Annotated in this window: 13 protein-coding genes; 8 read left to right on the forward strand and 5 right to left on the reverse strand. The window is 40.0% G+C overall.

The annotated features are described in order from the left end of the window. Positions 1–119 precede the first annotated feature (119 nt). Entirely contained in the window at positions 120–1,025 is a 906-nt protein-coding gene (locus L4F93_RS06195) for a LysR family transcriptional regulator (protein WP_250349489.1), read from the reverse strand. A gap of 107 nt (positions 1,026–1,132) precedes the next feature. Here L4F93_RS06195 and L4F93_RS06200 point away from each other — a divergent pair, with 107 nt between their 5' ends. From L4F93_RS06200 to L4F93_RS06215, 4 genes are all read left to right on the forward strand, one after another. Beyond that, positions 1,133–1,696, forward strand: coding sequence for an NAD(P)H-dependent oxidoreductase (locus tag L4F93_RS06200; RefSeq protein ID WP_250349490.1), 564 nt, complete (start codon positions 1,133–1,135; stop codon positions 1,694–1,696). Positions 1,697–1,708: 12 nt separating this feature from the next. Further along, on the forward strand, positions 1,709–1,996 hold the full coding sequence (locus L4F93_RS06205) for a YciI family protein (RefSeq protein WP_250349491.1): 288 nt from the start codon (positions 1,709–1,711) through the stop codon (positions 1,994–1,996). 143 nt (positions 1,997–2,139) lie between these two features. Continuing rightward, entirely contained in the window at positions 2,140–2,889 is a 750-nt protein-coding gene (locus tag L4F93_RS06210; protein ID WP_250349492.1) for an SDR family oxidoreductase, read from the forward strand. A 72-nt stretch (positions 2,890–2,961) separates the two neighbouring features. Further along, a complete protein-coding gene (locus L4F93_RS06215; protein WP_250349493.1) occupies positions 2,962–3,669 on the forward strand; it encodes a putative quinol monooxygenase in 708 nt (235 codons plus the stop codon). A 49-nt stretch (positions 3,670–3,718) separates the two neighbouring features. Here L4F93_RS06215 and nrdG read toward each other — a convergent pair whose 3' ends face one another. The 4 genes from nrdG to gapA form a co-directional block, all read right to left on the reverse strand. Next, complete coding sequence (nrdG, locus tag L4F93_RS06220) at positions 3,719–4,189, reverse strand: anaerobic ribonucleoside-triphosphate reductase-activating protein (protein ID WP_250349494.1); 471 nt, start codon at positions 4,187–4,189, stop codon at positions 3,719–3,721. Between the two features lie 662 nt (positions 4,190–4,851). Continuing rightward, positions 4,852–6,978: an anaerobic ribonucleoside-triphosphate reductase gene (gene nrdD / locus L4F93_RS06225; RefSeq protein WP_250349495.1), complete on the reverse strand. Its 2,127-nt coding sequence runs from the start codon at positions 6,976–6,978 to the stop codon at positions 4,852–4,854. A gap of 305 nt (positions 6,979–7,283) precedes the next feature. Then, on the reverse strand, positions 7,284–9,080 hold the full coding sequence (locus L4F93_RS06230; RefSeq protein ID WP_250349496.1) for an AMP-dependent synthetase/ligase: 1,797 nt from the start codon (positions 9,078–9,080) through the stop codon (positions 7,284–7,286). Between the two features lie 295 nt (positions 9,081–9,375). Next, positions 9,376–10,380, reverse strand: coding sequence for a glyceraldehyde-3-phosphate dehydrogenase (gapA, locus tag L4F93_RS06235; RefSeq protein WP_250349497.1), 1,005 nt, complete (start codon positions 10,378–10,380; stop codon positions 9,376–9,378). Between the two features lie 416 nt (positions 10,381–10,796). On the opposite strand from gapA, the gene gmk reads away from it, so the two are divergent. The 4 genes from gmk (at position 10,797) to recG (ending at position 16,036) form a co-directional block, all read left to right on the forward strand. Then, complete coding sequence (gene gmk / locus L4F93_RS06240) at positions 10,797–11,423, forward strand: guanylate kinase (protein WP_250349498.1); 627 nt, start codon at positions 10,797–10,799, stop codon at positions 11,421–11,423. Positions 11,424–11,489: 66 nt separating this feature from the next. Then, positions 11,490–11,756, forward strand: a complete 267-nt coding sequence (gene rpoZ / locus L4F93_RS06245; RefSeq protein WP_250349499.1) for a DNA-directed RNA polymerase subunit omega — start codon at positions 11,490–11,492, stop codon at positions 11,754–11,756. Between the two features lie 75 nt (positions 11,757–11,831). Further along, positions 11,832–13,955, forward strand: a complete 2,124-nt coding sequence (spoT, locus tag L4F93_RS06250; protein WP_250349500.1) for a bifunctional GTP diphosphokinase/guanosine-3',5'-bis pyrophosphate 3'-pyrophosphohydrolase — start codon at positions 11,832–11,834, stop codon at positions 13,953–13,955. Further along, the gene (gene recG / locus L4F93_RS06255; protein ID WP_250349501.1) at positions 13,955–16,036 is read left to right on the forward strand and encodes an ATP-dependent DNA helicase RecG; all 2,082 of its coding nucleotides are present in this window, start codon (positions 13,955–13,957) and stop codon (positions 16,034–16,036) included. The genes spoT and recG overlap by 1 nt, the downstream gene beginning before the upstream one ends. Positions 16,037–16,086: the final 50 nt, after the last annotated feature.

A 16,086-nucleotide genomic window follows, 5' to 3' on the forward strand; every position in this document is an offset into this window, starting at 1 on the left:
AAAGGGAACTCTGAAAAGCTTTTTCTTCATTTCGATAAAATTTTCTTGGCAAAACGTTTGGATTGGGGAATTTTGAAGTGCGGTGCTTTTTTATATTAAAATTTCCCATATGAAACTGTTTATTTCACCCTATCTGTCATTTTGTCCACTAAAAACTTAATCACCGCTGCCACGCGTTTTATTTTCTGACTGGCTTGTGGGTAATAGAGATATACAGGCGGGTAGTTTCTCCAGTAACTTTGTAATATGGGAATAAAGTTGTTTTTATCGGGTAATTGTTGATAAATTGGAGTGAATAAGCGGCCAATACCCAAACCTGCACGCATACCATCGGCAATAGCGTCTATGTCGTTACAGATAACTGATATAGGCATTTCCACGCTCACACTTTCGCCATCCTGTTCCAAAATCAGCGGTAAGATTTGTCCAGTGGTGATGAAGCGGTATCCAATCAAACGGTGCTGATGCAAATTATTTCTTTGTGGTTCGCCGTATTTTTTCAGGTAGTCTTTGGAAACATATAATCCTTCTTGAAAGGACGGTAATAATTGCCGTGCCACCATATTTTCATCAATTTTATCACTAAAGCGGATCCCAAAATCATAGCCTGCTTGCACCAAATCTACGGTACCGTCATAGATAGAAATATCTAAACAAATATGTGGATAAAGTTGGTTAAATTCGGCTAAATAAGGCTGAATAATCAGGCGGTAAGCAAAACGAGAAAGGGTAATTTTCACCACTCCAGTAGGTTCGTGTTCTTCGCTGATAAGGGTGTTAAAGTTGTGTTCTAGCTGTGTTATTAATGAACCTGTTTGGCTAAGTAATCGTTGTCCTGCATCTGTTAGTATCACACGGCGAGTATTCCGCCAAAACAGCGGCATATCCATTTTTTGTTCAAGGAGTTTCAAGGCTTGACTAGCAGAAGGGGTCGTTATTCCTAATATACGCGCTGCTGCGCTGATGCTACCAGCACGAGCGATAGCGTGGAAAATACGTAATTGTTGGTAGGTTGAGCTATCCATTATTAGTTTTTACCTAATTCTGTTTTATTTATTATTAGTCTAGTTTAACCAATGAGGTAAGTCTATACTACGCATCAAATTAATTCAGAAAATAATAAGGAATAATAATGAACCCAGTATTAATTATTTCAGGCCACCCTAATTTAGATCATTCCGTGGCGAATCGTGAAATTCTCACCCAGCTAGAAAAAGCCTTACCGCAGGCAGAAGTTATGCGTCTAGATTTAGTTTATCCAAATTATCAAATTGATGTGGTAGCGGAACAAAACCGCTTGCTTAATGCTGACACCATTGTATTGCAGTTTCCTTTTTATTGGTATAGCTATCCAGCGCTGTTGAAAAAATGGGTAGATGATGTATTTGTGTATGGCTTTGCACACGGCAGTACAGGTGGCAAATTAGCTGGTAAAAAGTTGCTCATTTCTTTTACCACGGGAGCCGCAGCGGAACAGTATCAACCTGATGGTGCAATGTGTCATAGTATAGAGCAATTTTTACCTGCATTTAAACAGCTAGCGAACCTTTGTCAAATGCAGTGGTTACCTCCTGTATATTCTAATGGAATGATGACGATTCCTAATGTCAGCACAGCGGAACAGCTTGCATTGGTGCGTGAAAAAGCCTTTGCTCACGCAGCGCGTTTATCCAAAATTATTCAAGCCCAGAATTAAGGAAAGTGCGGTATGTTTTTAGTACAAATTTCATTAGATCCCACAAATAATGTGGTGAATGCTTTGTTAGAGGCGCATCGAGTTTGGCTGAAAAAGTATGCAGAGACTGGCGTGTTTCTTTTATTTGGGCCATATGCTGATCACAAAGGGGGAGTCATTCTTGCCCAAGTAGAAAATAAAACCGCTTTGCAGAAGATTTTGGCAGAAGATGTGTTTTTTCATAAAAAGTTAGCGGATTATCAGGTTCGTGAGTTTACTGCCAAATTTATCGCAAATGCTTTAATTGAAATGGTGAATTAAGCGGAATAGTGGAAAATCCAGTTTTTCAGAGGGTAGCATAAAATGCTTATATTGTTTGAAAATAAAAGAGATAAAAATCTCATAAAATTTGACCACACTTAATATAAGGTCAATGTATTTTGTTACTAAAATAGGAGCAAAAAATGCACAATATTCAAGATAAAGTCGTTATCATCACGGGGGCATCATCAGGCATTGGTGAAGCCACAGCCTATAAATTGGCAGAAGCCGGTGCAAAAATCGTTTTGGGCGCTCGTCGTGAAGACAAACTTAAAGCCATTGTTGATAAAATTGCAGAAAATGGCGGTGAGGCAGTCTATCGAGTGATTGATGTAGTCAAACCTGAAAGCAATCAATCTCTTGTGCAACTTGCCAAAGACCGTTTTGGCAAAGTCGATGCCATTTTTTTAAATGCGGGTTTAATGCCCAATTCGCCGCTTTCGGCTTTAGAAACAGACAATTGGGATACTATGGTGGACGTGAATATAAAAGGTGTGTTGAACGGTATTGCCGCCGTGTTGCCCACTTTTGAAGCACAAAAATCAGGGCAAGTCATCACTACCTCCTCTGTGGCAGGGTTGAAAATTTATCCAGGCGCAGCAGTGTATTGTGGCACTAAATGGGCGGTGAAAGCCATTATGGAAGCCCTTAGAATGGAATCAGCGCAAGCTGGTACTCATATCCGCACCACTACCATTTATCCCGCCGCTGTGCAGTCGGAATTGCTGGCAGGCATCACTAATGAACAGGTTTCCAAAGGCTATCGTGAGCTGTATGACACTTATGAAATTCCCGCTGAACGTGTAGCAAATGCCGTGTTGTTTGCCTTGAGCCAGCCTGAAGATACCGCAATCAGTGAAATTACTATTGGTCCAAGCACGCAGCCTTGGTAATTGGATTTTATAAATAAAATGAAAGACAGCGGAAAACGTGGATTTTTCGCCGTCTTTTTTAAGGAATAAGAAATGGAAAAATTAATCATCGTACTGACCCTTTTTACAAGCTTAAATGTTGAGGCTGTTCCGATTATGAACTTCTTTGAGCTTGGTATCGTCAGGGGGCAAAACTCCGCTTATGATCAAGTGGCACGGCATAATATTGAAACTTCCATCAAAAATGAAAAAGGCACTTTAGCGATGATTGCCCTACAATCCAAAGATAATCCTCAAATAGGCTATATGCTAGAGTTATATGCTGATGAAACTGCCTATCAAATACATAAAAATTCGCCACAATACCATTATTTTTTAGCGCAATCGCCAAAAATTCTGACCGACCATAAAAAATTTACACCATTAACCTTGCAGTTTTGGGCTGATGAAGCCTTTATACCTCACAAAGCAATGCAAACAAACTTGGTGAAAGTTCGTGTTAAACCCGAGTATCAAGTTGAGTTTGCTCAAATCGTGAAAAATGAAATGCAAATTGCAATAGAAAAAGAAGAGGAGAGTTGGCTAATTGCAGCAGGAACAGAGAGAAATTCGCCAAATCAATGGCTGTTTTTTGAAATTTATGCTGATGCCAAAGCCTATGAACAGCACCGCAAAACAGCGCACTTTCAAGAATATTTAGCGGAGACTGCGAAGATGATAGAGAAGAAAGAGGGACTGCCTGTTCGTATCAATCAATTAGGGAAGCAAGGGAACAGCTTGATATTAAAGAGCATAGAGTAGTTTAGCTAAATGTATAAATAGTAACTATTTATTACACTTACTCATTATTTCACTTCAGTTTAAAGCGATAAATGACCTGATTAGCCGATCCTCGCCATATTAAAGAGGGATTGGCTTGTTCTTGAATAAATTTACCATCAATCAGTACGTCAATATAAGGTAACATTTCGCGTTGTAATTCATTGAGTTCCGCAAGTTGATAGCCTGTCCAAAGCCAGATGTCTTTGTCAGGGCATTCTGTTTTGATGCGTTTGACTAAGTCGAGTAAAGTTGGCACGTTGCGTGGGTGGAGGGGATCTCCGCCTGATAAACTGAGTCCTTGCCGTTTAATACGTTGATCTTGAAGATCACGGATAATTTGATCTTCCATTGCTTTATCAAATCGCACACCAGCACTAAATGACCAGCTTTTTTGGTTATAGCAACCTTTGCAAGCGTGTTCGCAACCACTGACAAAGAGTGTGCAACGTGTGCCTTCACCGTTTACGATATCAACGGGGTAATATTGGAGATAGTTCATTTTATTTTATTGTTTATCTTGAATAATTAATTTTTTCTTTGTGATTAATAACGGATTTCGCTCGTTGAGCGACCTACTTTCTTTTGTTTGCTCAAAAGAAAGTAGGCAAAGAAAAAAGCCCCCGACTAAATTGCTGTTCTTCATTTTTAACAAATTTTCTTAACGAAAAGTAAGCCCATACTCGCTACGCTGCGTTCAGGCGTTACTTTTCTAAAAATTTGTTAAAAATGAAGGCAATTTACACGGGAAGTTAATTCTTTCACTTTTACTCATTTTATTTAAAATTGATATAGGAAACAGTTTTATATTTTTCCGTTTTTAAAGGAAAAGCACGGTGATTTTTCACGAGGTGTAAAAAATCTCAAAATTACCACTGCACTTTAAAATTCGCCCTAACCGCATTCCCCGTCCAAACCGCCCGAATGGAGATAAAATTTTTAGAAAAATCACGCCGAGCGAGAGCGAAGCGAACATCAGGCTGATTTTTCGTTAAGAAAATTTTATTGGAATGAGGAAAAAGCGGTTTGATCGGGGTTCCCTTTTCTTTGCTTCCTTTCTTTTGGGTAAGCAAAAGAAAGGAAGTTGCCAACGGCAAAATCCGTTATCAATCATAAAGAAAAAAGCAATTTAACCTTAAACAAAATTCTCACTCCATTCTCCAATTATAAATGTTTCACTCTTCTTTTCACCTCTTCTTGTTTACCCGCATTAAACGGGCGTGCATCGGGGCTACCGAGATAACCACAAACACGGCGAGTAACAGAGACTTTTTCACTGTCGTGATTACCACATTTAGGGCAAGTAAAGCCTTTGCTGGTGCAATGGAATTCGCCCGTGAAACCGCATTCATAGCATTCATCGATGGGCGTGTTTGTCCCGTAATAAGGCACGCGGTCGTAGCTATAATCCCAAACATCTTCTAAGGCTTTGAGATTGTGTTGAATATTTGGGTATTCGCCATAACAAATAAAGCCTCCACTTGCTAATGGGGGATAAGGCATTTCAAAGTCGAGTTTATCGTAGGGATTGACCTTTTTCTCTACGTCAAGATGATAGCTGTTGGTGTAGTATCCCTTATCCGTTACCCCTTGAATGATGCCAAATTGCTTGGTATCTAGGCGGCAGAAGCGATCACATAAATTTTCACTTGGTGTGGAATAAAGGCTAAAGGCATAGCCTGTGTCTTGTTGCCATTGTTTTGCAGCATTGCTTAAATATTCTACAATAGCGATGCCTTTTTGACGTAGATATTCATCATCATAAATATGACTTTTTTGATAAAGGGCGTTAATGGTTTCGTGGATACCAATATAACCTAGGGAAATGGAAGCGCGTCCTTGCTTAAAGATAGTGGCGACATTATCATCCGCATTTAAGCGAACCCCGCAAGCCCCTTCCATATAGAGAATAGGGGCAACCCGTGCTTTGGTGTTTTCGAGACGTGCAATACGTGTCATTAAGGCTTTTTTCGCAATAGCAAGGCGTTCATCAAGTAATGCGTAAAAACGTTGTTCATTACCTTGAGCCTCGAGTGCAATACGCGGTAAATTTAGACTAACCACACCGAGATTATTACGCCCATCGTGAATAAGCTCACCATTTTCCTCATAAGCGCCTAAGAAACTGCGACAGCCCATTGGTGCTTTAAATGATCCCGTTACCTTAACCACTTGATCATAGTTAAGAATATCAGGATACATCCGTTTGGAAGCACATTCTAAAGCCAGTTGTTTAATATCATAATTGGGATCGTTATTTTGCTGATTTATTCCTTTTTTAATCGTGAAAACCAATTTAGGAAAGACGGGGGTTTTGTGATTTTTTCCTAAGCCACGAATACGATTACGCAAAATGGCTTGTTGAATTAAACGGGCTTGCCAACTTGTTCCTAAACCGAAACCAAAGGTAACAAAAGGGGTCTGTCCGTTGGAGGTATGTAGGGTATTGACTTCATATTCCAATGATTGAAAGGCATCAAAACATTCTTTTTCAATCAAGGCGTTCGCATAATTTTCTGGTTCAGGGACATTCCATTGTTGGGCGGTTTTTAAATGCTTTTCATAGCTCAGCTGAACATAAGGGGAAAGTACTTCATCAATACGATTAATTGTGGTTCCGCCATAAATATGGCTCGCCACTTGTGCAATAATTTGGGCGGTTACTGCGGTAGCGGTGCCAATTGATTTAGGTGGTTCAATCTCCGCATTGCCCATTTTAAAACCGTGCGTGAGCATTCCTTTGAGATCCACCAACATACAATTAAACATTGGAAAGAATGGGGCATAATCTAAATCGTGGTAGTGGATTTCGCCTTTTTCGTGCGCTTCTACGACATCACGAGGTAGAATATAACGCTTTGCATAATGCTTCGCCACAATACCGGCAAGTAAATCCCGTTGCGTAGGAATGACTTTAGCATCTTTGTTCGCGTTTTCATTGAGTAATTCCACATTACTTTGTTCAATCAGTCCTTCAATATCTTGGGTGAGCTGACTACGTTTTTCGCGTGCTAAATCTCGATCGTGGCGATATTCAATATAAGCCCGTGCGACTTGCGGATAAGCACTTGTCATTAACTGATTTTCAACCAATTGTTGGATTTCGTTAATATCAATGTCTTGCTGATATTGTGCAAAAATGTCATTGGCAATCTGTTGTCCCATTGTGTGGCAATAATCCTCATTATGAATGCCAACGGCTAAGGCTGCTTTACGAATTGCATTGATGATGCGTTGAATATCAAATTGCGCGCGTGAACTATCGCGTTTGATGACAAAAAACGAACTCATTGTATAACCCCTATATATTGTGTTTTTATGTTTTGAAAAGCACTATATATAGATTTTTACCAAATTCAACTGATAAAAAATAAGGTTTTTTAGCTTGTTTTTTGAGCGAAATGACGTGGGGAAGTTGATTTTACTAGGCAATTTGCATCTTTGTTTATGAGAATTGTTCTCAATAAATTGTCAGTTTTATTGATGTAGATCAAAGTTTATAAAAATAAAGTGCGGTGGAAAATTTGCGAGTTTTTGCTGTTGTGAAGAGAAATAAAGAATGGAAAATGCGGTGAAAAATCACCGCACTTGGTTTCTTATTGATACATTGCTTCAATTTGCGCTTTGTAACGTTCCAAAATCACTTTTCGACGTAGTTTCAATGTGGGGGTAATTTCATTCATCGCGGTAGTAAAGGCTTCTGGTAGCAAGGTGAATTTTTTTATTTGTTCAAAGCTTGCTAACTCTTTTTGCAATTCATTTAAACGTTTTTCAAAAAGCTGAATAATTTCAGAATGTTTGAGCAACTCCATTCGATCTTGATATTTAATATTGAGTTTTTTCGCATATTCTTCTAAAGAGGCAAAACAAGGCACGATCAAGGCAGAAACATATTTTTTCGCATCAGCAATCACGGCAATTTGTTCGATAAATTTATCTTTTCCAATTTTTCCTTCAATATGTTGAGGGGCAATATATTTACCGTTTGAGGTTTTCATCAGCTCTTTAATGCGATCCGTGATGTAGAGATGTCCTTGCTCATCTAATTTACCAGCATCACCAGTTTTCAAAAAACCATCAGCGGTAAAGGCGGCAGCAGTTTCCGCTGGTTTTTTGTAATAACCACGCATAACCATCTCGCCACGCACTAGGATTTCATCGTTTTCGCCAATTTTAACCTCGGCGCCGGGCATTAACTTGCCGATAGAATTTGGCTCAAAATGATCATCTTCCCAGCAAGAAACGGTAGCGGTGGTTTCTGTCATACCATAGCCCAGCTTAATGTTAATGCCAATGCTGTGGAAAAATAGCCCAATAGTGGGATCTAATTTTGCACCGCCACAGGGCATCATACGAATACGTCCACCGAGCAAGTGGCGTAATTTGCTCAACACTAATTTATCCGCTAAGAAAAATTGCTGTTTAAGCCCAAATGGAATAGGCAGTTTTTGGCTTTTGCGATCAAAATAACGATGCCCCACATTCATCGCCCAGCTAAATAGCGTACGGCGAAGTTTGGGTGCTTGCTGCACTTTATCGTGAATAGCGGTGTAAATTTTTTCGTAAAAACGTGGTACGGCACACATTAATGTCGGACGGATTTCACTTAATGCCGCACGCACTTGATCGGTGTTTTCAATATAACAATTCACTGCGCCACGGTGTAGCACATAGGCCACCCACGCACGTTCAAAAATATGAGAGAACGGCAGAAAAGAAAGAGAAACGTCCTGTTCTGTAATCGGCTTCAATGCTTGATCGTGGGCTTTTAGCTGATGAGCAAGGTTGGCATAATCCAACATTACGCCTTTTGGCTCGCCTGTGGTGCCAGAAGTATAAATCAGGGTAAATAGATCATTGAGTTGTTTTTCATCAAGACGCTGTTGTAATTCTGCGGGATTCGTGCACGAGCCTGTTGCGACAAAGTCTGCCCAACGGCAAGCCTGTGGGTGATCGTGCAGCTGAATGCTGTCTTTCATCGCCACAATATGTTGTAACTGCGGACAATCTGCAACAATTTGTAGGGCTTGATCGTACTGTTCTTGATCGCCAACAAACAGAATTTTAATATCAGCATCATTAATGATAAATGCCGCTTGTTGCGCGGTGTTTGTGGCGTAAATAGGCACGGTAACAGCGCGAATTTGCAAAGTGGCAATATCAGCGACTGTCCAGCGCGGCATATTGTGTGCAAAAATACCAATTTTATCTTGTACATCAATATGATGAGCAAGCAGCGCAAGAGAAAGCGCGTTTACTTGCTGTTGAAAGTCAGCCCAAGAAATATCGTGCCATTGTTGATTTTCAAAATAACGAAGTGCGGTGTTACTTTTTAATGTTTTTGCTTGCTGTTGAAAACGGCTCACAAAATGAAAATCAAGGGTATTTGTCATTCTTCTTTATCCTATTTACCTAATTATGATTTTTTAGCGTACAGTTGTAGGCTAAATATAATCGTTAATCCAATAAAAAGCGAGAAAAATCCGCTGAAAAATGCGGATAATCAGTGATTTTGTGAGCGATGTAACAGTTTTAACGAGCGAACAGTTGTTCATTTTTTGCTATGAAGAAAAGAAATGTTTTTCCAGAGAAAGGCAAATAGAGAGAAGCAAGAATAAATCAGCGAGAAAAATTTGGTGAAAAAAAACCGCACTTTAAAAGTGCGGCTTAATTTTAAATGATTTCTAATTAGCCTTTGTAGTTGTGAATATGAGCTACTAAGTCTAATACTTTGTTTGAATAACCTGTTTCGTTATCGTACCAAGATACTAATTTAACGAAAGTATCAGTTAATGCGATACCTGCTTCTGCATCAAATACAGAAGTTAATGCACAACCGTTGAAGTCTGTTGATACTACTGCATCTTCAGTGTAGCCTAAAACGCCTTTTAATTCGTTTTCAGAAGCACGTTTGATTTCTGCACAGATCTCAGCGTAAGTTGCTGGTTTTTCAAGGTTTACAGTTAAATCAACAACAGAAACATTTGGTGTTGGAACACGGAATGCCATACCTGTTAATTTACCGTTTAACTCAGGAATAACTTTACCTACTGCTTTTGCTGCACCTGTTGAAGATGGAATGATGTTTTGAGCCGCACCACGACCACCACGCCAGTCTTTCGCTGAAGGGCCATCAACTGTTTTTTGGGTTGCTGTGGTTGCGTGAACAGTGGTCATTAAACCGTCTTTGATTCCCCATTTGTCGTTGATTACTTTCGCTAATGGTGCTAAACAGTTTGTTGTACAAGAGGCGTTTGAAACGATATCTTGACCTGCATAAGTATCAAAGTTTACGCCGTTTACAAACATTGGTGTCGCATCTTTAGATGGACCGGTTAATACAACTTTTTTCGCACCCGCTTCAATGTGTTTACGAGCAGTTTCATCAGTTAAGAAGATACCTGTTGCTTCAACAGCAATATCAACACCAATTTCGTTCCATTTTAAGTTTGCAGGATCGCGCTCAGAGGTAACACGGATAGTTTTACCGTTTACCACTAAATGGCCATCTTTTACTTCAACTGTGCCATCAAAACGACCGTGAGTTGAATCATATTTTAGCATATATGCCATATATTCAACGTCGATTAAATCGTTGATACCTACTACTTCGATGTCATCACGTTGTTGTGCTGCACGGAATACGATACGACCGATACGGCCAAAACCATTGATACCAATTTTAATTGCCATAAGTTTTTCACCTATAATTTAAGTTAAACAAAAGGGTTACGGTGCATAGAAAGAATTTCTATTTTCCGTTCGCTGCGGATTATAGCACGCTTTTTAGATAGGGTGAAACTAACTCGCAAGAAAACCGTAAAACATTTGTGATCTACATCAAAACTTTGCGGATCAGCCAGTTAGCTTGTTTTTATTTTGTCAATATTAAGTAAAAAAACACCGCACTTTTAGGGATTGTTGATAATTTATTTCGCCGTTGAGCGGGGGGCTATTTTTGTGAGAGCAAGGCGAAAGTGGCGAAGTTGAGTTATGCTAAATGAACCACATTCAACGCAGTTATCACGAAAAATATCCCCTGCCCCTAATGATTTTTTTCTGATTTATCGGCATAATGAGCATAATTTGATGAAAATTGAGGATAAACAATGAGCCAAGGTAACCTTTATATTATTTCTGCCCCAAGTGGTGCGGGAAAATCATCTTTAATCGCCGCATTATTAGCAAAAGAAACAGGGCGTAAAATGATGGTTTCTGTTTCCCATACCACCCGCTCACCACGCCCAGGCGAAGTGGATGGCGTGCATTATCATTTTGTGAGTAAAGCGGAATTTGAGCATTTAATTGAACAAGATTTATTCTTAGAATATGCCAACGTATTTGGCGGAAATTATTATGGCACCTCCTTACCAACGATTGAAAAAAGTTTGGCGCAAGGCATTGATGTTTTTTTAGATATTGATTGGCAAGGGGCGCAACAAATTCGTGCCAAATTACCGAGTGTAAAAAGTATTTTTATTTTGCCTCCTTCTGTGAGTGAATTAGAGCGCCGTTTAATTGGACGTGGACAGGATAGCGCAGAAGTGATTGCCGATCGAATGGCAAAAGCCACCAGTGAAATATCTCATTATGATGAATATGATTATGTGATTATTAATGATAATTTTGAACAAGCTGTGGCAGATTTACAGCATATTTTACGCGCCGAATGTTTAACCAAAAGCTATCAACAAACGCAAAATATCGCTTTAATTCATCAATTACTGGCAAAATAATTGACATTTTAGTATCATTAGATCCCTTTTATTTATTGAAGAAGTTTAACTGATTGGAGTAAATTTATGGCTCGTGTAACAGTGCAAGATGCGGTAGAACAAATTGGTAACCGTTTTGATTTAATTTTAACCGCAGCACGCCGTGCAAGAGAATTACAATTGCATATTCGCCAACCTTTGGTGCCAGAAGACAATGACAAGCCAACAGTCATTGCATTGCGTGAGATTGAGAAAGGCTTGATCAATAATGAAATTATGAATGCGCACGAGCGTCAAGATGCCTTAGAGCAAGAGGCAACAGAACATCACGCAGTATCTTTATTATCTTCATAAGCGATAAAAGTGCGGTAGTTTTTTGTTTTATTTTTATCCTTCGCAATAAAATTTGAATAAAAAGTTAGGTGTCCTTTGTACTTATTTGAACGTTTAGAGCATATTATTCGCGGCTACTTGCCTGCTGAACAAATTGAATTAGTAAGACGTGCATATATTATCGCAAGAGATGCGCACGAAGGACAGTCTCGCTCTAGCGGTGAGCCCTACATCACACACCCTGTTGCGGTGGCCTCCATTATTGCGGAAATGCGTTTAGATCACGAAGCGGTGATGGCAGCGTTGTTGCATGATGTGATTGAAGATACACCTTATACCGAGGCTCAGCTTGAAGCTGAATTTGGTACGAGTGTTGCTGAAATTGTAGAAGGTGTTTCTAAATTAGATAAACTCAAATTTCGCACCCGCCAAGAGGCGCAAGTAGAGAACTTCCGTAAAATGATCTTGGCAATGACACGAGATATTCGTGTTGTGCTTATTAAATTGGCTGATCGCACCCATAATATGCGCACACTTGGCGCATTACGCCCGGATAAACGGCGTAGGATTGCGAAAGAAACCCTTGAAATTTACGCTCCTCTTGCTCATCGTTTAGGGATAGAACATATTAAAAATGAGCTAGAAGATCTCGGTTTTGAAGCGATGCACCCGCAGCGTTATGCGGTATTACAAAAAGTAATAAAAATTGCGCGTGGTAACCGCAAAGATATGATTGAGCGGATTTCCGATGAAATTAAAGGACGTCTGGGGGATGTGGGTATTGATGCACGCGTCTTTGGGCGAGAAAAACACCTTTATGCCATTTACCAAAAAATGCGCCTCAAAGATCAGCAATTTCATTCCATTATGGACATTTATGCTTTCCGTGCGGTAGTGAAAGATGTCGATACTTGCTACCGTGTGCTAGGACAAATGCACAGCTTATATAAGCCACGTCCCGGTCGAGTGAAAGATTATATTGCTGTGCCGAAAGCAAATGGCTATCAATCCTTACATACTTCTATGATTGGTCCACACGGCGTGCCGGTGGAAGTGCAGATTCGTACAGAAGAAATGGATCAAATGGCAGAAATGGGGGTGGCTGCTCATTGGGCATATAAACAAGGCGGTAAGAATGATAGCACCACGGCACAAATTCGCGCACAACGTTGGTTACAAAGCCTGATCGAATTGCAACAAAGTGCGGGGAATTCTTTTGAATTTATTGAAAGCGTAAAATCAGAATTTTTCCCGAAAGAAATTTATGTCTTTACCCCGAAAGGACGCATTGTTGAATTGCCTGTAGGGGCAACAGCAGTTGATTTTGCCTATGCGGTTCATTCTGATATTGGTAATGCGTGTGTCGCAGTAAATGTTGATCGCAAACCTTACCCACTCTCTCAACCGTTACAATCAGGACAAACAATAGAAATTATCACCGCGTTAAATGCGCGTCCTGATGTGGCTTGGCTTAATTTTGTGGTTACCGCAAAAGCACGTTCTAATATTCGTCATGCCTTGAAAAATATGCGTTCAGATACCGCTATTCTATTAGGTAAACGTCAGCTCACGAATGCCTTATTGCCACATAAATTAGAACAGATTTCACCACAACGTATTAATACGTTGCTAAATGAACTTAAACTTAATCGTTTTGAGGATTTATTAGCTGAAATTGGCTTAGGCAATCAGATGAGTGCAGTCATTGCCTATCGTTTACTTGGTGAAAGCATTGAAATTGATACCGATGGCGATCTAAGTAATAATAAAAGCATTTTTGCCATTAATGGTTCAGAAAATTTATTAACAACATTCGCACAATGTTGCCATCCTATTCCGGGCGATCCAATTATGGCTTATGCGAGTCCCGGCAAAGGACTTGTTGTACATCATGAAGCTTGTGCAAATTTGCGTAATCATGAAGAAAATAAAGAGCATTATACACCTGTTACTTGGGAAAATAGTGAGAATAAAGTCGATTTCGAAACAGAATTACGCATTGAAATGATTAATCAGCAAGGGGCGTTGCCTAATTTGACATCGAATATTTCCGCAATGGACAGTAATATTCATAGCATTTGGACGGAAGAGCAAGACGGACGTTTATATCAAATTGTCGTATTGCTTACCGCAAAAGATACCCATCATTTAAGCCAAATTATGCGAAAAATCAAGACAACGCCGGGTTTTGTCAGTATTGAACGTAATATTAATCGCTAATGACAACAGATATTCTTGGGGCTGTACCGCTTACTACTCTATCAGGCGTGGGAGCGGCAGTTTCGGCGAAATTAAGCCGAATTGGTATTAATAATCTACAAGATCTTCTCTTTCATTTACCGACTCGTTATGAAGATCGTACACGCATTACGCCTATTATTGATCTTCGTCCTGAGCAATATGCGACGATCAGTGCGACAGTTCAGCTCTGTGAAGTGCAGTTTGGACGTCGCCCAATTCTAATCGTCGTGGTGTCTGATGGCACATCAAAATTAACTTTACGTTTTTTCAATTTTAACGTTGCAATGCGTAACAGTTTTCAGGTAGGAACACGGGTAAAAGCCTTCGGTGAAATTAAGCGTGGTCGTTTTATGGCGGAAATTCATCACCCTGAATATCAAATTATTCGTGATGATGCTCCTTTAGTTATGGCAGAAACGCTTACCCCCATTTATTCTACTACTGAAGGTTTAAAGCAAAACGCTTTACGAAAACTTACCGATCAAGCGCTGGCGTTGTTAGATAAAATCCAGTTGCCAGAAATTCTGCCTGATGAATTTAATCCTTATCCATACAGTTTGAAAGAGGCGATCCGATTTTTGCATCGTCCGCCACCCGATGTTTCGCTGGAAATGCTCGAAAAGGGACAGCACCCAGCGCAAGTGCGATTAATTTTTGAAGAATTATTAGCTCATAATTTAGCAATGCAAAAAGTGCGGTCAAATATTCAGCAATTTTTTGCTTTGCCCTTGCACTATCAAACGGATCTAAAACAGCACTTTTTACAGCGTTTGCCATTTACCCCAACTAATGCACAACATCGTGTTGTGCAGGATATTGAGCAAGATTTACAAAAGCCTTATCCAATGATGCGATTGGTGCAAGGTGATGTGGGATCAGGGAAAACCTTGGTTGCAGCGTTATCCGCACTCGTCGCAATTGATAACCAAAGGCAAGTGGCATTAATGGCACCGACGGAAATTTTGGCTGAACAGCATTTTGTCAATTTTCAACATTGGCTTGAGCCTTTCGGTATCAAGGTCGGTTGGCTTGCTGGAAAAGTGAAAGGTAAGGCACGCCAAACCGTATTAGAACAGATGAAATCAGGTGAAGTGCAGATGATTGTTGGTACGCACGCCTTATTTCAGCAGGATGTAGAATTTAATGATCTCGCTTTAGTGATTATTGATGAACAGCACCGATTTGGCGTACATCAGCGTTTAATGTTACGGGAAAAAGGTGAAAAATCAGGAAATTATCCACATCAACTGATAATGACAGCAACCCCGATTCCGCGCACCTTAGCGATGACAGTTTATGCTGATTTGGATACCTCTATTATTGATGAATTGCCACCGGGAAGAACGCCCATTACAACGGTTGCGATTTCAGAAGAACGCCGTGCTGAAATTGTTGCGCGCGTGTATCAGGCTTGTGTGAATGAAAAACGTCAAGCATATTGGGTTTGTACGCTTATTGATGAAAGTGAAGTCTTAGAGGCGCAAGCCGCAGAAGCAATTTGGCAAGATCTGACAAGCGCTTTACCTAATTTACGCATTGGTTTAGTTCATGGACGAATGAAGCCGACAGAAAAGCAAGACATTATGGCAAGTTTTAAAGCAGCAGAGCTAGATGTTCTTGTGGCCACAACGGTGATTGAGGTCGGGGTTGATGTACCTAATGCAAGTTTGATGATTATCGAAAATGCTGAACGGCTTGGCTTATCTCAACTCCACCAACTGCGTGGACGTGTAGGGCGGGGAAGTACGGCCTCGTTTTGTGTACTAATGTATAAACCACCATTAGGAAAGGTATCAAAAAAACGTCTGCAAGTGTTACGTGAAAGTCAAGACGGTTTTTATATTTCAGAAAAAGATCTTGAAATCCGTGGGCCGGGGGAAGTGTTGGGAACAAAACAAACAGGGGTAGCCGAATTTAAAGTGGCAAATTTAATGCGCGATCGCAAAATGATCCCAATGGTTCAGCAGTATGCCAGAGAAATAATTCACAAATATCCACAACTTTCGGACGCCTTGATTCAGCGTTGGCTTGACGAGAAAACCATTTATTCCAATGCGTAAACTTTACCTTGAGATATCCTATACTAAGGTATAAGATCACCTCAACTTAA

The organism is Avibacterium sp. 20-132, from assembly GCF_023611925.1.
In the GTDB taxonomy this organism is placed as follows: Bacteria; Pseudomonadota; Gammaproteobacteria; order Enterobacterales; family Pasteurellaceae; genus Avibacterium.